This window comes from Ramlibacter sp. AN1133, assembly GCF_037890035.1.
GTDB lineage: Bacteria > Pseudomonadota > Gammaproteobacteria > Burkholderiales > Burkholderiaceae_C > Ramlibacter.
In genome coordinates this window covers 60,530-79,204 of sequence record NZ_JBBKTQ010000006.1, presented here as the reverse complement: position 1 = coordinate 79,204, position 18,675 = coordinate 60,530, and the positions used below count along the sequence as shown (strand labels likewise).

Below are 18,675 nucleotides of genomic sequence, written 5' to 3'. Positions count from 1 at the left end.
AGTCTTCAGATGTCGGCGAGCGGCGGGATCGCGAGTTCGCGCGCCAGCGCATCGAGCTGCGCGCGCAGCGTGGGCGGCAGCGCGAGCCCGTCGCGTTCGTTGACGATGCGTTTCTCGTGGCTCTGCTCGCCCGGCAGCCAGATGCGCTCCACGCCGGGCAGGCGTTCGCTCGCGCGCATCTCGCGCACCAGCTTGTCCACGCGGGCCTTGAACGCGTCGACCTCGCCGAAGGCGTCGGGGTCGATCACGAGGATCGCCTGGCCGGTGTTGGTGGGCGTGGTGTCGTCGTGGTTGAAGTCGATCACCTCGCTGCCCATCGCCGCCTGGTTGAGCGTGCCCGCGAGCATGCCGATCACCAGCGCGAGCCCGTAGCCCTTGTAGCCGCCGATGGGCAGCAGGAAGCCTTCCTCGGCGCGCCGCGGGTCCGTCAGCGGCTGGCCCTGGCGGTCGATCATCCAGCCTTCCGGCATGGACTCGCCGCGCTGTGCCTTCGCCTTGACCTTGCCGTAGGCGGCCACGGTGGTCGCCATGTCCAGCACCACCGGGGGCTCGTCGCCGGCCGGCACGGCCACGGCGATGGGGTTGGTGGACAGCAGCATGTCCAGCCCGCCCCAGGGCGGCAGGTGGTTGGCGTTGCCGACGGCGAAGTACATGCCGATCAGGTCGTGTTCCAGCGCCATGCGCGCGTACAGCGAGGCGGGCCCCGCGTGGTTGGAGCTGCGGGCCCCGACCCACGCCACGCCGCACTGGCGGGCCTTGGCGATCGCGATCTGGGTGGCCTTCTGCATCACCAGGTGGCCCATGCCGTTGTCGCCGTCGAGGAGCGCCATGGCGGGCTTCTCCTTGACGATGCGGATGTGCGGCCGCACGTTGACGCCGCCGGCGCGGATGCGCCGCGCATACGGCACGAGGCGGATCACGCCGTGGCCGTCGGAGCCCTGCACCTCGGCCTCGGTCATGAGCTGGGCGACGGTGAGCGCGTCCTCCGCCGGCAGGCCCAGCCGCTCCATCGCGGCGTTGACGAAGCGGCACACCTTGGCGACGGGGATGCGGTTATCGGGCATTCGACATTCTCTGCATGAGCGCGCGCACGGCGCAATCGGGGCTGCTGAAGAGGGGGCAGGGCAGTTCCGCCTGCACGATGGGAAGCGCCGCGGCCATCGAGAACTGGGCGAGCATCACGGCGTCGCAATGCGCCAGCGCGCGTGCGGCCTGCGCGATCTTGCGGTGGTGGTCCGCGGGACGGCCCTGCGCGAGGTCGTCCATCGCCTCGGGCACGAAGACCGTGCGCAGGTCGATGGCGATGCCGCGCCGGCGCGCCATGTCCTGCAGTTCCTCGGTCATGGAAGGCAGCGAAGCCTGGAAGGTGGCGACCAGCCCGAGGTGCAGCGGCCGCGACCCGCGCGCCAGCGCGAGGGCCTGCTCGAACATCGCTTCGTTGGGCTTGAGCGTCGGCAGGCCGGTGGCGCGCCCGGCGGCCTCGATGGCGGGGCCGAAGGCGGAACAGGTGAACAGGATCCCGCTGGCGCCGGCGTGCTGCGCATAGCGGGCCAGCTCCTCGAAGCGGCGCACCAGTTCGTCGGTGAGCCGGCCGGCCTGCGCCCGGTCGTGCGAGAGGCTGTCGTCCAGCAGGTTCAGGGTCCGCACCTGCGGCCACTGCCGCTGGAAGGCCGCCTGGATCGGCTCCATGGCGAGCGGGGTGGCGTGGATCAGGGCGATGCGGGGGGCGACGGACATCGGCCGCAATGCTAGCCTGCCGCCGATCCGCGTCGATGCGCGTTAACGCGCGGATGCGGCCAGGCGTTGCGGCTGCAGCACGGTGATGCGCCGGCCCTCCACCCGCAGCAGCCCTTCCTGCGCCATGCCGTGCAGCAGGCGCGAGAAGTGCTCGGGCGTCAGGTGCAGGTGGGCCGCGACGGCGGCCTTGGTGGCCGGCAGCACGAAGCTGTGTTCGGCCGCGCCGCCGGCCTGCCGCCCCAGGTAATCGGCCAGCCGCGCGCGGCCGTCGCGGCGATCGTGCGCCTCGCGTTCCTGCACCAGCGCCTCCACCCGCGCGCTCAGCCCGGCGACGAGGTGGCGCGCGAACAGGGGGCTGCGTTCCAGCTCGGCGAACACGGCCTCCTTCGGCAGGTGCAGCACCAGCGCGTCGGTCGCCGCTTCGGCATCGACCAGCGCGGGCCGCTCGAGGAACAGCACCGGCTCGCCGAAGCTCTGGCCGGCGTTGACGGTGCCGGCGAGGCGCTCGCCATGCCGCGCGCGCCCCAGCAGCCGGATGCGGCCGTACACCACGACGTAAAAGCCGGTGGGATCGTCGCCACGGCTGAACACGCGCTCGCCGGCCCGCAGGGACCGGCGCTGCGCGGCGGCGGCCAGCCGCGCCAGCGCCGCCGGCTCGATCGCGCGCAACAGCGGCAGCGCCTTGAGCAGCGCCTCGGCGGACCGCCCGCGCGGCGCCCGGGGCCGCTCAGTGGCGTGCGCGAGGGGGACGGAAGCCGGGATGCTCGAAGCTGCGCCCATGGTCGTTGACCGCCGCGGCGACCTGGACGAGGCCGTGCGCGCGGTCGGCGCCCGGCGTGCGGCCGGCCATCGCACCGGTGCCCGCCAGCAGCTCCGACAGGATCGCATGCAGCGCCGCATCGGGCTGCGGCGGCAGCTTGCAGTTCGCCACGATCGTTCCCACCTCGCCCTCGATACGGCCCACCGGCACGGCGGATTCCTCCGCGTTCATTGTGCTCCCGTGCGCGAGCCCGGGCGCGACCCGCGCGCGGATGCGTCGCATGCCTTCGCGCAGGGGTGCGCGCGATCGCGGCCTGGCGAAAGATCAAGGAAAGCGCTGCCTGCCGCGCCCGAGTCGCCGAGGCGACGCCGATCGCGGCGCGAACTTGATGGCGCGCAAGTTCGCACCCTGCCTTCCTTGCAGGCACGGGAATGCGGACTAGAACCGATGGGCCCGAAGGAGATTTCGGGCAAGGGGAGGTCGATGCTGGTCCAGACCGCGCGCCGGTTCCTGCTGCTGCTTGCGGCGATGTTCACCGCCGTGGCGTGCACGGGGGGAGCGGAGCCGGAGTCCGCGGCCGCGCAGGAGTTCGCGGTCCTGCGCTACGACGCCTCGGAGGAACAACTCGCGATCGGCACCTTGCAGGTGGGGGACCTCGTGTACGAGCGCGTGCGGCTGCGGCTCGCGGGTGACCGGGCCTGGCAGCTGCAATCCGCCGGGACGGCTCGCGCGCCCGCGGTCGGCGAGGCGCCGCAGGCCGTGCTGGGCGGCGACACGGCCGGATTCGGCCCCGGCTGGCGGCCGGCCGCGGCCACGTTGACGATCCACAGGCTGCACATCGGCGCGAAGGTCTATGGCGACGTGCCGCTGCAGCTGGCGGGGAGCACGTGGCACTGGGGGCACGACTTCCAGCCCGGCGCGGACACGCGGGACCTGCGCGAGCTCAAGGCGCTGACGATGGCCGACTTCCGTGCCAACGCCGGCCTCGTGGCCGATGCGACCCATCACGCGGTGCTGCATACCGGCCCGCAGGAACCGGTGCAGGCGTTTCCGCTGCAGTTGCAGGCGCAGCGGTACCGCTTCTGCATGGAACGGCAGGAGGACGGCGCGGACACGATCCGGCTGCTCGATGCGCAGGGCGCGACACAGGCGCAGTTGAAGGCGGGTGACCCCTGCGTGGAAGCCGAGCTGCCGGCCGGCCGCTACACCCTGCAGCACGCGTATGGCGGCAGCGGGGCGGCGCGGACCGTGTTCGTGCACCCCGCGGCTGCGCAGGCGGCGGCCGGCCCGCCGACGCTCGCGAACGACGACGCGTACCCGGAGTACTGGGCCCTGTACCTGCCGCCGGAGCAGTTCGGAAACTGGGACGTCTACACGCGACCCGGCGGCTTCCTCGCATTGAACCCCGTGCTCCGCGGTGGCACGCCGCAATGCCGCGGCCTGCTCGACGCGGCACCCCAGGTGCTCGGGAGCTACACACGATCCGCAGGGGGGCACGCCACCTCTTATCCGAGCGAGACGGCCTATTTCCGCGCGGCGTCCTATGGGGTGCTCGGCCCGCCCTACGCGTGCAGGAACGAGCCTCTTGCCCAGTACTGGATGGTGCACGGCAAGCCTCCGGGCCCGGTGATGGTGGGCACGGCCGGCTACGGCTACGCGTCGCAAGTCGGTCTGTTCTCCGGCGCGGGCAACCCCGTCATGTTCATGTATCGGGACGAATCGCTGTGCTTCGGGTCGACCCAGGATATCTGCATGCCTTACGGCTTCGCCGGCTTCGGCACCCGCCCCGAGAGCACGGCGCTGCCCCCGATCGACGATGGGGCGCTGGGCCGCTACATGGACGCGCCGGTGGATGCGTACGGCGGCCTGCGTTCGTTGGCCCTTGACGGGTTCGCACTCGCCGCCCGCTTCTTCCCCAACGGACTGCCGCACGCGCGGGACGCCAACGGCAACTGGGCGCTCGCTGCCGGAGAAGCCGCGCTGTTCTGGAAGACCGAGGACTGCAACCTCAAGCAGCAGGGGCCCGCGACCATCCTCAAGGACTTTGCGGTCGAGGACTTCGCGTTCACCGAAGGGATGTACCTCGAACCCACGCTGTCGCTGCAGCTGGGGCCCAACACCGTCGCGACGGTGACGAAGGGCGGCACCACCACCAGGTTCAACCAGTCCGGGTGCATCCCGTTCGTGCTCGATGGCGCCGGCATCTCACTGGCGCAGACCACCCAGATCGACGTGACCACCAACAGCTGCGAATACTGCAACCTGGCGGGCATCGACCTCTCCGGCCGCAAGACCGGGCTGAAGAACGTGAAGCTCGCGCACGCGAATCTCACGGGCGCCTCCCTCGGCGGATCCGACCTCAGCGGCGCCGACCTGCGCTTCACCACGCTGAGCGGCGCGCACTTCGGCAATGCGAACCTCGACCAGGCGAACCTGTGCCGCTCCTTCCTGAACGCCGCGCCGCAGGTGGGAGCGGCTGCAGCCGATCTCGTGGGCGCGCACCTGAAGAACGCGAACCTCGCCGGCGCCCACCTCGACGGCGCGATCCTCTCCTTCAGCAGCTTCTACAGCAGCACCGATGGCGCCTGCGTGGCGGACTGCAGCGGCGCGCGGCGGCCGACGTGTGCCTCGGCCCAGGAGGCCAGCCTGGACGACACCGCCTTCAATGGCGCCTATCTCGCCAACGTGGACATGAACCACGTCACCGGCAACGGCACCGACTTCTCCGGCGCGATGCTGTTCGGCGCCTCGTTCAGGAGCGCGACGTTCGGCACCAGCTCCGTCCTGAAGAAGCGGACCAGTTTCATCTACGCCTTCCTGCAGGGCGCGCAGTTCGACGGCGCGAACCTGGACGGGGCCACCTTCCAGGGCGCCTTCGTCGATCGCGATACCGACAACCAGTGCATGCAGACGAAGCTGCCCAGGAAGTACCTCGCGTTCCCGGGCTTCACGGTGGGAGACCCGTGCGCGCCGCCCACCGACGCCGTGGCCGATACCTGCGTCTCCGCCAGCTACGAGAGGCGGGCCCTGCGGCCGCCCACGGGCAAGAGCAACACCTGTCCCGACCTCAGCCCGGGACCGTGCACGGAAGGCGCATGGACCGCCACGGATCCGGCGCGCTCCGACCAGCCGAACTCGTCCTGCCTTGCGCCTGCTCCGCTGTGCGGCGATCCCCTGTTCGGCACCGAGAACCTCTGCTGGAACCAGGGAGAGCAACCATGACACACGGACCGGGCCTGGCTTTCGACCTGCAGCGCAGGCGCTTCCTTCAGCGCACCGCCGGCGCCGGGCTCGCGCTCGGCGTGGGCAGCTGGCTCGCGGGCTGCGGGTCCGGCGACGAGGGCACGACCGACGCGCTGGAACTGCGCACGCATTTCTTCGACCTGTCCAATGCCGACCCCGCGCACGACTTCTTCCTGGTGGCCGGTGGCGCGCGGCATCCGCTGACGCCCGTCAGCCGCTCCGAATTCGCGGCGCCCGGCGGGGCCCCGCTGCCGGCCGGCAGCGAAGGCGCGACCCACGTGGTGACCGCGCTGCTGCCGGCGACGGAATTGCAGATGTGCTACGTGAAGGGCGTGCGCCCCGGCGACAGCTCCGGCGAGTGGTCGATGCACATGATGTTCTATCACGTGCCCTCGAAGGTCACGGCGCGCGTGACGCAGGCGCTGGTCGCATGCGGCCGCGCGCCGCGTTCCCTGAAGTACGCGGCCCTGCGGCGCCGGACCGAATCGCTGCTGACCGCGGCGCTGGGCGTGCGTACCGCCGCCGCTGCCGCTGTCGACGCGCCGGACCTGTGCACGGATCCGCGTTTCGACGCCTACCGCAACTACTTCGACCAGGCCGTGGCGCTCGTCTCGCACCATCCCGAGGTGGGCTCGTTCGACGCCCCGACCCTGGCCTACGTGCAGCAGGCGATCATCTGCCGCGACGTCCACCTCCTCAAGCTCGTGCGCTCGCTCATCGCGCAGGGCCCGGCGACCACGAGCGGCGGATGGGCGACGCTGGTGCCCGTGATCGACCCGGAAACAGGGCAGCCCGAGCGCGACGACGACGGCCAGCTGCGGTACTTCACGCAACACTCCGCGCAAACGCTGGCGTTGACCGGCGAGGCGATCCGCAGCGTGCTGCGGGCGGTGAAGAACGACCCGGTGCTCGGCGCCAACATCACGGACCTGGGCGTGGACAGCGACAACCCGGCGCTCGCCGGCAAGCTCTGGGTCGTGAACAACGGGGTGCCTACGGGCGGCCTGGACGCGCTGCTCGCGGGCCTGGGCGCGGGCGCATCCGCCAGCTGGGCGCTCTCCGACCCGTCGAACGCGACCGGCTACAAGGTCGACAGCGTGCGCACCGACGGCCGGACGGTGAAGTTCAGGGTGTGCAACTGGTTCGTGCGCTACCTGGGCCTGTTCATCCGCTATCTCGATGGCGCCGGCAAGCCGATCGCGCTCAAGGACCTGCCGCTCGCGATCCAGCTGAACTACAAGGGGGAACTTTCGGGACCGAACGAGTGCTTCCTGGGGATGGTGAACCCGGAGTTCGTGCTGCTCGGGATCCCCCTGAAGCAGGACGAACAGTGGTTCTCCGTCGAGGTGCCGGAGATCGCTTCTTCCTTCCAGGTACTGGCCGGGGGGCTCGGCGCCGGCACCCCGTCGGAGCCGAAGACGATCGCCGCGGGCGCCGTGATGACCGTGGTGCTCGACCTGGCCATCCCCGGCGTGTTCCTCGCGATGGCCGCCAGTTCCGCGTACAAGGCGTTCAAGACGAAGGTGAATGCGCCGGCCTCGCGCGACCTCATGGTCGCCACGGCGCAGGTCTTCGTCCTTGCCATTGCCGACAGCATTCTGGGCGGGTCCTACTACGACACCGCCACCTTCAAGAACCTTTGCGGCCCGCTGGTGAGCGTGCTCAAGAGCGGAGCCACGTGGTTGTACCCGGAGCTGAAGGCGGCGCTGGCGAACGGGCAGGCCAAGGGCGCCGCCGCATCGTTCCTGCCCTTCGGCGTCGGGCTGGCGCTGCAGGCGGTGCTGGCGGCGGGCACTGCCGCGGAAATCGCCGAAACCAGCTCGGAGGTGGCCAACTCCCCCTGGACTTACCGGCACATGGTGAAGGGCACGCACCCGATGGCCGTCACCATCCGGCACGACCCGCGCAACGTGGCCGGCTTCCCCGCGACCGCGACGCACTATCGCCTGCTCGCGGTGTGCGACGGCAGCGCGCCCTGGGACTCCGGGGAGATCGCCATGCCGGCGACCACGCAGACCGAGCCGCTGGTCTACGTGTTCCCGGCGCTGCCTGCCGGCGGCAAGGTCAACATCGCGGTCAGCTTCTACGCGCGCAACGGCTGGCTCGCCGGCGCGGGGTCGACGGGCCCCATCGCGAACACCGTCGATGCGTGCGGGATCACGATCGAGGAGCGGCTCGTCCCGCTCACCGGCAGCACGGTGTACGGGCACAAGCAGAAGATCATGCTGGATGCCGGGGGCGCCCATCGCTGGCAGGCGACCGACGTGGCTCCCGTGGTACGCACGGCGTGCGACAACACGGCGGGCGGCCTGTGCGAACTCGTCGGCATCACGCTCAGCGAGCCGTTCGGCGCGCTCGGCTACGCGTGGAAGTCCTTCAGCGCGAACGTGCGCGACGCCGTCACCGGTGACCAGGGCCAGCTGTACCAGTTCGCCAACCTCTCGTTCACGCAGTCGCCCCAGAATGGCTACCGCTTCGCGGGCGTCGGCTTCGCCACGCCGGCGCGCGTGGCGTACGAGCGCACCAGTACCGCGGGCCGCGGCTTCTACATCGATGCGTCCGGCGGCGACTGCCTCGTGCGGCAGATCACTTTCGCGGGCGTCGACCAGCCACCGACGATCGCCTTGCCCGCATCGGGGCAGGCCGTGGGCCGCTTCAATCATTCCTCGGATGCGTTCCTGGTGCACCCCACGGGCAAGCTCGTGAGCCTCAACACTGCGCTGGCGAAGCTGGAGGTGCTGGACCCGCTGGATGTGCCGGTGGCGGACGCGAACGCACCGCTGGCCCAGGCGTATTCGGGGCCAGGCACGCGGGACGGGCTGCTGCTCGGACCGGCCTGCATGTGCGTGACGCCCGCCGGCGCGATCCTGGTGCTCGAACAGGACAACAATCGCATCCAGGCGTTCGACACAGGCGCCAATCCGGCGTTGATCTTCGGCGCATCGACGCCGCCGGGCACGCGTTCGTCGTCGATGCCGCTGCGCGAGGCCAGCCGCGGGGCCAGGTTCCTGGACGTCGCCATGGAATCCGTCGGCTACATCTACGTGCTGTGGGTGAAGCAGGGCGACAACCTCTACACGCTCGACATCTACGACCCTGCCGGCACCTGGCTGGCGGCCACCTCCGGCGTGAACAGCGGCAAGCTCACGATCGACCTGTTCCGCAACCTCTTCACGCTGAACTTCGAGGCGCTGAGCTTCGGCGGGATCACGGAACCCTCCGTCAGCGAGTGGGTGCCGAGCACGCCATGAGCGGGCCAACGCGTGAATTCTTCCCTGCCGTGGGCGCGCAACAGGACGCAAACCGCGTCCCGTCCTACAGCCGGGGCGTGCGGTACTTCCTAGCATCCTTGCATGAGCAAGAGCAACGGGCCGCACGCCAGGGCCCACGCGAACGAAGACGACCGTCCGGGCCGGCCTGCCGAGATCCGCAAGCCCCCGACGCGCTACAGCCGTGCCGAATACGCCAAGGTGGTGGCGCTGCAGGACGAAGTGGCCCGCGCCGATGCGGACTACCAGCGCCTGCGCAACGCCTACCTGGGCATCGCGCAGAACGAACCCACGCACGAAGTGGCCCTGGCCATGATCGGCGCCGACATGGACCGCGCGCATGCGCGCCTGCAGGCCCTGATCGGGCTGCCGCGGCTGCCGTTCACCCACGAGCCGAGCGCCGTGATGCGCCGCGAGGCCCAGCGCCCCGTCGACGACAAGCACTGACGGGCGCTTCGGTGCCCGACTACAGGCACTCGGCCCCGCTTCCGAAGGTCGCGTCGCGCGCGCCCGCGCACGATGGAGCCAAGGAGGTTCGCATGATCCCCAACGATGTCGACCCGAGCCTGTGCACGGGGGAGCCCTTGCTCGAAAGCCTGGACGACGGCTTTTCGCCGCCGCCGCGCGATGCCGACGGCGCTGCCGCGCCGACCGCCGAGCCCGGCCAGCCGCCCGAGCTTTCGCTCGGCACCCAGAGCCCGTTCTGATGCGATGAACACGAGCACCCAGCCCACCCATCCGGTCGAGCCCGACCCCTCGTCCGACGACAGTTCCGACCAGGATCCGTCCAACCCGACGCAGCTCCCCGTGGAGCCCGAGTTCGGCCAGGCCTTGCCGCAGGCCGAGCCGGAAGACCCGGGCGTGCACAAGCCGACGATCTGAATTCCCGAACCGCAGGAGTCTCCATGCCCTACATCCGCACGCCTTCCGGCATCACCCCGCCCGCGCCCGGCCTCGAGCACGAGGAGCCGGAGTTCGTCCCGGCCGAGGACGACATCCCCGGCAGCGACGGCAGTGCCAGCGCGGTGACGGACCGCAAGGGCGCCCGCGAGGAGCGGCCGCTGCACAAGCCGGAGCGGGAATGACTCCAGGCGCACCGGCCCAGGCGCCGGCGCCGTCCCCGGTGCCGGCGCCCCCGGAGCCCAAGCCGGCGAACCCGGAGCCCACGGCCGCTCCGATCGATCCGGAAAAGGGCCGCGTGAAGACGCCCGAACAGGGCAAGTCCGAGCACCCGAAGCAGTAGTTCAGTTCGAGGCGGCCAGCAGGCCCTGGGCGTCGTCGTCCGGGCCCTGCAGCGGCGTGGCCTTCGCCAGCGCCATCCAGACGCCGAAGGGCAGGGCCGCGCGCGCCGGGCGCTGCGCCGGCCGCGCGACCGCCAGCCGGCCCTGCGCGCCGGCCAGCATCACCCCGCACTCGGGCGGCACTTCTTCCGGCTCGCCGATCGCGCGCCCGCGGGCGTCGGCGCCCAGCACGTACCAGCATTCGCCCAGGTCGCGGTAGGCCGCGCGCTTGGCTTGCAGCCGCAGGTCGGCCAGCAGGTCGGCGCGGCGCACCTTGATCTCGTGCACGATCGGTTCCACGTAGCTTTCCACGGACGTGTGGCGGATCGAGAACACGTCGGGTCGCGCCACGCACCAGCGCAGCGGCCTCGCCTCGTCGCCGGTGGCGACCTGCGCGCGCAGGCTCAGGCCCGTCCACGCCAGCCGGCCGGCCCGCGCCATTTCCTGCGCGACGCGCTGCACCAGCGCCTCGTGCGCCGACAGGGCGGCGCGGTTGCGGGCCAGCACGGTGGCCAGCCATTGCACGCCCGCGTCGGTGACGCGCAGCGTCTCGTGTCCGGCGGCGGAGCGCACACGCTCCAGCAGGCCGGCGGCGAGCAAGTCGATCTCCAGCGCATCCTGCATCGGCCAGCCTGCCGAACGGTAGATGTCGCGCAGGCGCCGTGCGTGCGCGCGGGTGAGCGCGGCGGGGCCGGAAGGGGTAGCATCGTCAGGGGCCATCGGAGCGTGCCAGTGTAGAACGGTAGGCACTCTCCCACGCCTTCACGCGCGCTCGGCTTATCGAGGCGCCTGAGTGGGTGCCCAGAATGAGCCGCATGGTTGAGAAATCGATGGAGCCCTCGCGCACCAGCATCCCGCTGGCGGGCCTGAACGCGTCGCCGCTGCCGTCCGTGCTGTACGGCATCACTGCCGTGCGCCTGGAAGGAACCCAGGTCAGCGAGGTGATGATGGGCATGGTCGATCCCAGCCTCGAACACTGGGACCTGCGCCCCGCGCCCACGCGCCTGGTGGAAGTGGTCGACCGGCTGGTCGAAGGCGACACCGTCGTGACCCTGTTCCCCACCGAACGCGGCACCCTGCAGATGGGGCCGGAGGTGAAGGTCGACGTGCTGCCCGAAGGCACCGAGACGCTCGCCCTCGCGGAGGAGCGGCCGGGACGGCGGCTGATGGACCTGCCGCGGTTCTAGCCGGGCACCTGATTTCGCGATGCTCGCGTCGTAGGCTGGGCCGAAGGCGCAGGTGAGCGGAGCGAACCCCAGCGCTTTTCTCTGGCGCGCCCTCCACCACCACCAGCAACGCCGGGTTTCGCTGGCGCTCCACCGCCAGCAACGCTGGGGTTTCGCTGGCGCTCCACCGCCAGCAACGCTGGGGTTTCGCTGGCGCTCCACCGCCAGCAACGCTGGGGTTTCGCTGGCGCTCCACCGCCAGCCTACAGGTCCTTCAGGGGCTTGCGCACGCGCGGCGCCGGCAGCTTCACCAGGCCGGTCGACAGCGCCGTGCCGCACACCACGATCGCGCCGCAGGCCAGCATCCACGGCGTGACGTGCTCGCCCAGGAACAGCAGCCCGTAGACGATCGCGAACACCGGCACCAGGAAGGTCACGGCCAGCGCCTTCGCCGGCCCGGCCTGCTCGATCAGGCGGAAATACAGCACGTAGGCCACCCCGGTGCACAGCAGCCCCAGCACGGCCAGCGCGAGCCACGCGCGCGTGCCGGGCAGGTGCGCGGGCCACAGCCACGCGGCCGGCAGCAGCAGCGCCGCCGCGGCGCCTACCTGGCTGCCCGTGGCCGTCACCAGCGGCGGCATGCCGCCCAGGTAGCGCTTGGTCGCGCTCGCCGCGATCGCATAGCACACGGTGGCCAGCAGGCACGCGAGCACCGCCCATGCGGGCGCGATGCCCGAGGCATTGGGCTTGAAGCTGGCGCCATCCCACGCGAGCAGGGCGACGCCGAGGAAGCCGATCGCGAGGCCCAGCACGCGCGTTCCCGTGGGGCGGTCCTTCAGCCAGGCCCAGGCCACCAGCGCCCCGAACAGCGGCACCGTGGCATTGAGGATCGCGGACAGCCCCGTCGTGATCGCCAGCAGCGCGAAGGAGAACAGCGCGAACGGCAGCGCGGAGTTGATCACGCCCACCAGGCACACCGCCAGCCAGTGGCGCCGGAACACGCGCGCATGGCCCTTCCACAGCATCAGCGGCACCAGGAAGGCGGCCGCGATGGTGACGCGCACGGCGGCCGTCGGCACGGCCCCGAACTCCACCACCGCGAAGCGCATGAACAGGAAGGACGAGCCCCAGATCGCCGCCAGGGCGATGAAGTCGATGAGGGAGGCGAAGGGCATGGGGTCGGGGACGGGCCAAGGGGCTAGGGGCTAGGGGCTAGGGGCTAGGGTTAGGGATGGGAGCGGCAAGAGCGGCGCATTATCCGGACGCCAGTCCCTGGCCCCTCGTCCCTAGGCCCTGGCCCCTTCGAATTTCAGCAGCGCCGTCTTGCGCTCCAGCCCGCCCGCGTAGCCCGTGAGGCTGCCGCCGCTGCCCACCACGCGGTGGCAGGGCACCACGATGCTGATCGGGTTGCGGCCCACCGCGGCGCCCACCGCGCGGGCGGCGCTCGGGCGCCCCAGCCGGCGCGCGAGCTCCGCATAGCTCGTGGTGCCGCCATGCGGGATCGCGAGCAGCGCCGCCCACACGTCCTGCTGGAACGGCGTGCCGGCCTGCAGGTCCAGCGGCAGCTCGAAGCCGGTGCGCTCGCCCGCGAACCAGGCGGCCAGCTGCGCCATCGCTTCGCGCAGCACCGGATGCGCCGGGTCTTCGCGCCAGCCGCTGCTGTCCGGGCCGTGGCGCTGGCCGAGGAACCACAGGCCCGCCAGCCCGCGGTCGGTGGCGGCCAGCAGCATGGTGCCCAGCGGGCTTTCGTATTGCGCGCACACGCGCTCGATCACGGCGTTCATCTCATCCTCCTTGCGACAGCGCGCTCCACGCGCGCACCACGGCGTAACTGCGCCAGGGTTTCCATTGCTGCGACGCGGCCTCGGCTTCGCGCGCCGGCTGCCGGCTCTGCTGCACGCCCAGGGCCTTGTGCAGGGCCACGTCGCCGGCCGGGAAGGCATCGGGCCAGCGCAGTGCCCGCATCGCGATGTATTGCGCCGTCCAGTCGCCGATGCCGGGCAGCTCCTTCAATGCGGCGGTGGTCTCCGGCACATCGGCGCCCGGGTGCAGCGACAGGCGTCCTTCCGCCACTCCGCGGGCGATCGCCACGATCGCCGCCTGGCGCTGGCGCACGATGCCGATCTGACCCAGCGCATCGCCTTCGGCCGCGGCGAGCACCTCCGGGGCGGGAAACAGGCGGTGCAGGCCCGGGTGCGGCGTGGCGATGGGCACGCCGAAGCGCTGCACCAGCCGCTGCGCCAGCGTGCGCGCCGCGGCCACGGTGATCTGCTGGCCGAGCACCGCGCGGATCGCCAGCTCGTAGCCGCTCAGCGACCCCGGCACGCGCAGCCCGTCGCCGAGCGGGAAGCTGCCGTGCAGGCGCGCATTGATCGCGTGCGGATCGGCGTCGAGGTCCAGCGCGGCGCGCACCCGGCGGATCAGCAGCGGCAGCACGCCGTGCAGCGATTCGCTCACGCGCAGCACCACCTGCGGCTGCGTCTCGTCGAAGTCGGCGCTCAGCCAGCCTTCCCAGCGCCGGCCGTTCGCGTCCAGCGCCAGCGTGCGCGCGAGCTGGCGCGCGCCGACCGCCTCCACGCCTTCGATGGCGCGGGTGCGGAAGAACCCCAGCATGGCATCGACGTCGTAGGGCGGCCGCAGGCCGAGCCGCACTGCGCAGCTCGCCTCGCCCGCCGCGCCCTCGCGCCGCAGCGCATTGGGGCTCATGCCGTACTGCGCCGTGAACACGGCGTTGAAGCGCCGCACGCTGGCGAAGCCGCTCACCAGCGCGACCTCGGTGATCGGCAGCGCCGTATCCGCCAGCAGCTGCTTGGCGCTGAGCAGCCGGCGCGTCTGCAGGTACTGCAGCGGCGACACGCCCAGCTGGGCGTCGAAGATGCGCCGCAGGTGCCGGTCGCTGATGCCCAGCCGCCGTGCCAGCCCTTCCACCGAAGGTGCCTCCACGCCCCAGGCTTCCGGCTCGTCGAGCAGGCGTGCCGCCTGCTGGGCCAGCACGGCGCTGGCGTCGTGGAGCGACCAGCGCAGCCCCTGGGGCGCGAGTTCGGGCCGGCAGCGCAGGCAGGGCCGGAAGCCGGCGTTCTCGGCCTGCGCGGCCAGCGCGAAGAAGCGGCAGTTCTCGCGCCGCGGCGTGCGCACCTTGCACACGGGGCGGCAGTAGATGCCGGTCGAGGTCACGCCGGTGAAGAACGAGCCGTCGAAGCGCGCGTCGCGCGTCTTCAGCGCGAGGTAGCAGGCGTCCGGATGCAGGGCGGGCTCGACGGGGGTCATGCGGCCGATGATACGCAGCGCCCCGGGCAGGACTGGCCGTTTTCGGACATGTTCCCGCGCGCCGCGCACCTAGAATGCCCCGACACCGATCCCAACAGGCAAGCAGATCCATGCAGCTCAGCCCCAGCATCTTCAAGGCCTATGACGTCCGCGGCATCGTTCCGGCGACGCTGACGCAAGAGGTGGCCGAAGCCCTCGGCCGCGCCTTCGGCACCATCGCCCGCAAGGAAGGCGAGCAGGCCGTCGCCGTCGGACGCGACGGCCGCCTGAGCGGCCCCTCGCTCGCCGCCGCCCTCGTGCGCGGCCTCACCGCCGCCGGCGTCGACGTGGTCGACGTCGGCATGGTGACGACGCCCATGCTGTACTTCGCCGCCAACACGCTCGCCACGAGCGGCATCCAGGTCACCGGCAGCCACAACCCGAAGGACTACAACGGCTTCAAGATGGTGCTGGCCGGCCGGGCGATCTACGGCGACGAGATCCAGGCCCTGCGCCAGATGATCGAGGGCGAAACCTGGGACCGGGCGCCGCGGCAGGGCACGATCCGCAACGTCAACATCTTCGCCCCGTACCGCGACCGCATCACCAAGGACATCAAGCTGGCGCGGCCGCTGAAGATCGTCGTCGACTGCGGCAACGGCGTGGCCGGTGCCTCCGCCCCGCAGATCTACCGCGCGATCGGCTGCGAGGTGATCGAGATGTACAGCGAGGTGGACGGCAACTTCCCCAACCACCACCCCGACCCCAGCAAGCCGGAGAACCTGCGCGACCTGATCGCGAAGCTCAAGGAAACGGGCGCCGACCTGGGCCTCGCCTTCGACGGCGACGGCGACCGCCTGGGCATCATCACCCGCGACGGCCACAACATCTACCCGGACCGGCAGATGATGCTGTTCGCGCAGGACGTGCTCTCGCGCGTGCCGGGCGGCACGATCCTGTTCGACGTCAAGTGCACGCAGCGGCTGGCGCCCGCGATCGCCGCGGCCGGCGGCAAGCCGCTGATGTACAAGACCGGGCACTCGCTGATCAAGGCGAAGATGAAGGAAGTGGGCTCGCCGCTGGGCGGCGAGATGAGCGGCCACATCTTCTTCAAGGAGCGCTGGTACGGCTTCGACGACGGCACCTATGCCGGCTGCCGGCTGCTGGAGATCCTGTCGCGCTCGCCGGACCCGAGCGCCGTGCTCAACGCGCTGCCCACGAGCTTTTCCACGCCGGAGCTGAACGTGAAGTGCGAGGAGGGCGAGCCGCACCGCGTCGTCGCGGAGCTGGTCAGGAAGGCGAGCTTCCCGAACGCGCAGGTGTCCACCATCGACGGCCTGCGGGTGGACTGGCCGGACGGCTTCGGCCTCGTGCGCGCGTCCAACACGACGCCGGTGCTGGTGCTGCGCTTCGAGGGCCACACGCAGGAGGCGATGCACCGCATCGAGGGCGAGATGCTGGCGCTGCTGCGCACGGTGAAACCGGAGGCGCAGATCGCCGAGGCTGCGCACTGAGATAATCGGCGCCTGGCCGTCGTTCCAGCGCCGTGATCGTCCGTCCCGCGCCGTGACCGTCCTCCCCGCGCCGTGACCGTCATCCCCGCGCAGGCGGGGATCCAGGGCGGCGCGCGGCGCCGTCCCGGAAGCCCTGGATTCCCGCCTGCGCGGGAATGACGAGGGCAGCGCACGGGATGACGTTCTCCACTACCCCTTGAACATCCTCATCGTCAAACTCTCGTCGCTCGGCGACGTCGTGCATGCCATGCCGGCGGTGCAGGACATCCGTGCGGCCCTGCCCGATGCGCGCATCGACTGGGTGGTGGAGCGCGGCTTCGCCCCCCTGGTCGCGCGCTGCGAGGGCGTGCGGCGGCCCATCCCGTGCGACCTGCGCCGCTGGCGCAAGGCGCCGCTGGCGCACAGCACGCGCCACGAGTGGCGCGACTTCCGCAACGACCTGCACCGCGAGCGCTACGACGCGGTGATCGACCTGCAGGGCCTGACGAAATCCGCGCTGGTGGCGCACATGGCGCAGCTGGCGCCCGGCGGCCGGCGCTACGCGATGGCCAACCGCACCGAAGGCTCCAGCTACGAGGCGCCGACGCGCTGGGTCGCGGACGTCGCCATTCCCGTCGAGGCGCAATCGCATGCGGTGCAGCGTTCGCGCGCCCTGTGCGCCAGTGCGCTCGGTTACGAGGTGCAGGGCCCGCCGCGCTTCGGGCTCGGGGCCGCGGGGCGCGGGCACGACGACACCGTGGTCCTGGTGCACGGCAGCTCGCGCGAGGACAAGTGCTGGCCGGAGCCGCACTGGATCGCGCTGGGTCGGCGGCTGATCGGACAGGGCCATCGCCTGGGCCTGCCGCACGGCAGCGACGCGGAATGCGCGCGCAGCGTGCGCCTCGCGCAGGCGCTGGGCGCGCGCGCCGAGGTGTGGCCGCGGCTGTCGCTCGACGCGCTCACCGAGCGCATGTCGCATTGCGCCGGCGCGATCGGCGTCGACAGCGGCCTGAGCCACATTGCCGTGGCGCTCGGCCTGCCGCACGTGCAGATCTACAACTTCGACACGGCCTGGCGCACCGGCCCGCTCGATGCGGTGCGCCAGCGCAGCGTCTACGCCGCGCCGGCACCGGAGGTGGACGCGGTCTGGGAGGCGTGGCGGGCGGTCACAATCCCGGGATGATCCGGCCGCTGTACTCCCTGGTGCTGATCGGCGCCCAGCCGCTGCTGCGCCGCAAGCTGCGCCGGCGGGGGGTGGCCGAGCCGGGCTACCTGGAGCACGTCGAGGAGCGCTTCGGCCGCTACGAAGCGCCGACCGACCCGGGCCGCCTGTGGATCCACGCCGTTTCGCTGGGCGAGACGCGCGCCGCCGCGATCCTGGTCGAGGCCCTGCGGCGCGCCCGGCCCGAGGTGCGCATCCTGCTCACGCACGGCACGGCGACGGGCCGCGCCGAAGGCCAGCGGCTGCTGCGCGAAGGCGATGCGCAGGCCTGGCTGCCCTGGGACACGCCGCGCGCCGTGCGGCGCTTCCTGGACCACTTCCGTCCCAGCGCCGGCATCCTGATGGAGACCGAGGTCTGGCCCAACATCGCCGCCGAATGCCAGGCGCGCGCGATCCCGCTGGCGCTCGCCAACGCGCGCCTGTCGCCCAAGTCGCTGTCGCAGGCACGGCGGCTGGGCGGCCTGTCGCGGCCGGCCTATGGCGCATTGCGCGCGGTGTGGGCGCAGACGCGCAACGATGCGCGCCGCCTCGCCGAGGCCGGCGCCACGGTGCAGGGCGTGTTCGGCAACCTCAAGTTCGACGCCAGCCCGGATCCGGCGCAGCTGGCGCAGGGGCGCGACTGGCGCTCCACCTCGCCGCAGCCGGTGGTGATGTTCGCCAGTTCGCGCGAGGGCGAGGAAGCGCAGTTCCTGCAGGCGATCGCCGCGCATCCCGAGGTGCAGTGGCTGCTGGTGCCGCGCCATCCGCAGCGCTTCGACGAGGTCGCGGCGCTGGCGGCGCAGGCCGGCTTCACGGTGGCGCGCCGCAGCACCTGGGACGACGCGCCGGCGCCGGCGCAGGTGTGGATCGGCGACTCGCTGGGCGAGATGCCGCTGTACTACGCGCTGGCCGATGCGGCGCTGCTCGGGGGCAGCTTCGCGCCCCTGGGCGGGCAGAACCTGATCGAGGCGGCGGCCTGCGGCTGCCCGGTGGTGATGGGACCGCACACGTTCAACTTCAGCGAGGCGGCGGAACTGGCGCAGGAGGCGGGGGCGGCCCGGCGCGTGGGTTCGATGGAAGAGGGCGTGCGGGTGGCGGTGGAACTGGTGCGCGACCGGCATGCGCGCGTGCAGGCGGTCCAGGCGAGCGAGGAATTCGCCGCGGCGCACCGGGGGGCGGCGGAGAAGACGGCGGCGGCGGTGTTGAAGCTGATTTCGTAGGCTGGCGCTGAGCCGCGCCAGCGCGCGAAGCCCAGCGCTCGCGCATCGCTGGGCTTTCGC

Annotated in this window: 19 protein-coding genes; 11 read left to right on the top strand and 8 right to left on the bottom strand. The window is 71.8% G+C overall.

Annotated elements, in window-relative coordinates; all coding sequences use genetic code 11:
• Window positions 1-5: 5 nt before the first annotated feature.
• Genes WG923_RS10080 through WG923_RS10065 form a run of 4 tightly spaced genes read right to left on the bottom strand, consistent with a single transcriptional unit; the run spans window position 6 to window position 2,728 of the window.
• Entirely contained in the window at window positions 6-1,064 is a 1,059-nt protein-coding gene (locus tag WG923_RS10080) for an Ldh family oxidoreductase (protein ID WP_340350821.1), read from the bottom strand.
• Window positions 1,054-1,737 carry an aspartate/glutamate racemase family protein gene (locus tag WG923_RS10075; RefSeq protein WP_340350820.1) on the bottom strand — a complete coding sequence of 228 codons (684 nt, stop codon included), beginning with the start codon at window positions 1,735-1,737 and terminating at the stop codon, window positions 1,054-1,056. The genes WG923_RS10080 and WG923_RS10075 overlap by 11 nt, the downstream gene beginning before the upstream one ends.
• 42 nt (window positions 1,738-1,779) lie before the next feature.
• Complete coding sequence (locus WG923_RS10070; RefSeq protein ID WP_340350819.1) at window positions 1,780-2,517, bottom strand: Crp/Fnr family transcriptional regulator; 738 nt, start codon at window positions 2,515-2,517, stop codon at window positions 1,780-1,782.
• Window positions 2,465-2,728, bottom strand: coding sequence for a hypothetical protein (locus tag WG923_RS10065; protein WP_340350818.1), 264 nt, complete (start codon window positions 2,726-2,728; stop codon window positions 2,465-2,467). The genes WG923_RS10070 and WG923_RS10065 overlap by 53 nt, the downstream gene beginning before the upstream one ends.
• Window positions 2,729-2,980: 252 nt before the next feature.
• On the opposite strand from WG923_RS10065, the gene WG923_RS10060 reads away from it, so the two are divergent.
• The 7 genes from WG923_RS10060 to WG923_RS10030 all read left to right on the top strand — a co-directional run bounded on the left by WG923_RS10060 (window position 2,981) and on the right by WG923_RS10030 (window position 10,252).
• Entirely contained in the window at window positions 2,981-5,719 is a 2,739-nt protein-coding gene (locus tag WG923_RS10060) for a pentapeptide repeat-containing protein (protein ID WP_340350817.1), read from the top strand.
• Window positions 5,716-8,991, top strand: coding sequence for a hypothetical protein (locus WG923_RS10055; protein WP_340350816.1), 3,276 nt, complete (start codon window positions 5,716-5,718; stop codon window positions 8,989-8,991). The genes WG923_RS10060 and WG923_RS10055 overlap by 4 nt, the downstream gene beginning before the upstream one ends.
• 102 nt (window positions 8,992-9,093) lie before the next feature.
• Window positions 9,094-9,456, top strand: a complete 363-nt coding sequence (locus tag WG923_RS10050; protein ID WP_340350815.1) for a hypothetical protein — start codon at window positions 9,094-9,096, stop codon at window positions 9,454-9,456.
• A 92-nt stretch (window positions 9,457-9,548) separates the two neighbouring features.
• The gene (locus WG923_RS10045; protein ID WP_340350814.1) at window positions 9,549-9,716 is read left to right on the top strand and encodes a hypothetical protein; all 168 of its coding nucleotides are present in this window, start codon (window positions 9,549-9,551) and stop codon (window positions 9,714-9,716) included.
• Window positions 9,717-9,720: 4 nt separating this feature from the next.
• Window positions 9,721-9,891 (top strand): hypothetical protein, encoded by a 171-nt coding sequence (locus tag WG923_RS10040; protein ID WP_340350813.1) that lies wholly within the window; start codon window positions 9,721-9,723, stop codon window positions 9,889-9,891.
• A 23-nt stretch (window positions 9,892-9,914) separates the two neighbouring features.
• The gene (locus WG923_RS10035; RefSeq protein WP_340350812.1) at window positions 9,915-10,094 is read left to right on the top strand and encodes a hypothetical protein; all 180 of its coding nucleotides are present in this window, start codon (window positions 9,915-9,917) and stop codon (window positions 10,092-10,094) included.
• The gene (locus tag WG923_RS10030) at window positions 10,091-10,252 is read left to right on the top strand and encodes a hypothetical protein (protein ID WP_340350811.1); all 162 of its coding nucleotides are present in this window, start codon (window positions 10,091-10,093) and stop codon (window positions 10,250-10,252) included. The genes WG923_RS10035 and WG923_RS10030 overlap by 4 nt, the downstream gene beginning before the upstream one ends.
• Before the next feature lies 1 nt (window position 10,253).
• Here the strand turns inward: WG923_RS10030 and WG923_RS10025 are convergent, their stop codons facing one another.
• Window positions 10,254-11,009, bottom strand: a complete 756-nt coding sequence (locus WG923_RS10025) for a hypothetical protein (RefSeq protein WP_340350810.1) — start codon at window positions 11,007-11,009, stop codon at window positions 10,254-10,256.
• Between the two features lie 95 nt (window positions 11,010-11,104).
• Between WG923_RS10025 and WG923_RS10020 the strand changes: the two genes are divergently transcribed.
• A complete protein-coding gene (locus WG923_RS10020; protein ID WP_340350809.1) occupies window positions 11,105-11,476 on the top strand; it encodes a hypothetical protein in 372 nt (123 codons plus the stop codon).
• 242 nt (window positions 11,477-11,718) lie between these two features.
• On the opposite strand, the gene WG923_RS10015 is transcribed toward WG923_RS10020, so the two are convergent.
• The 3 genes from WG923_RS10015 to WG923_RS10005 all read right to left on the bottom strand — a co-directional run bounded on the left by WG923_RS10015 (window position 11,719) and on the right by WG923_RS10005 (window position 14,722).
• Window positions 11,719-12,630: a DMT family transporter gene (locus tag WG923_RS10015; RefSeq protein WP_340350808.1), complete on the bottom strand. Its 912-nt coding sequence runs from the start codon at window positions 12,628-12,630 to the stop codon at window positions 11,719-11,721.
• A gap of 111 nt (window positions 12,631-12,741) precedes the next feature.
• On the bottom strand, window positions 12,742-13,239 hold the full coding sequence (locus tag WG923_RS10010) for a methylated-DNA--[protein]-cysteine S-methyltransferase (protein ID WP_340350807.1): 498 nt from the start codon (window positions 13,237-13,239) through the stop codon (window positions 12,742-12,744).
• A 1-nt stretch (window position 13,240) separates the two neighbouring features.
• Window positions 13,241-14,722: a DNA-3-methyladenine glycosylase 2 family protein gene (locus tag WG923_RS10005; RefSeq protein ID WP_340350806.1), complete on the bottom strand. Its 1,482-nt coding sequence runs from the start codon at window positions 14,720-14,722 to the stop codon at window positions 13,241-13,243.
• Between the two features lie 110 nt (window positions 14,723-14,832).
• On the opposite strand from WG923_RS10005, the gene WG923_RS10000 reads away from it, so the two are divergent.
• The 3 genes from WG923_RS10000 (at window position 14,833) to WG923_RS09990 (ending at window position 18,615) form a co-directional block, all read left to right on the top strand.
• Complete coding sequence (locus tag WG923_RS10000; protein ID WP_340350805.1) at window positions 14,833-16,215, top strand: phosphomannomutase/phosphoglucomutase; 1,383 nt, start codon at window positions 14,833-14,835, stop codon at window positions 16,213-16,215.
• Between the two features lie 196 nt (window positions 16,216-16,411).
• Window positions 16,412-17,377: a lipopolysaccharide heptosyltransferase I gene (gene waaC, locus WG923_RS09995; protein ID WP_340350804.1), complete on the top strand. Its 966-nt coding sequence runs from the start codon at window positions 16,412-16,414 to the stop codon at window positions 17,375-17,377.
• Window positions 17,374-18,615 (top strand): 3-deoxy-D-manno-octulosonic acid transferase, encoded by a 1,242-nt coding sequence (locus WG923_RS09990; protein WP_340350803.1) that lies wholly within the window; start codon window positions 17,374-17,376, stop codon window positions 18,613-18,615. Before waaC ends, WG923_RS09990 begins: the two co-directional genes overlap by 4 nt.
• Window positions 18,616-18,675: the final 60 nt, after the last annotated feature.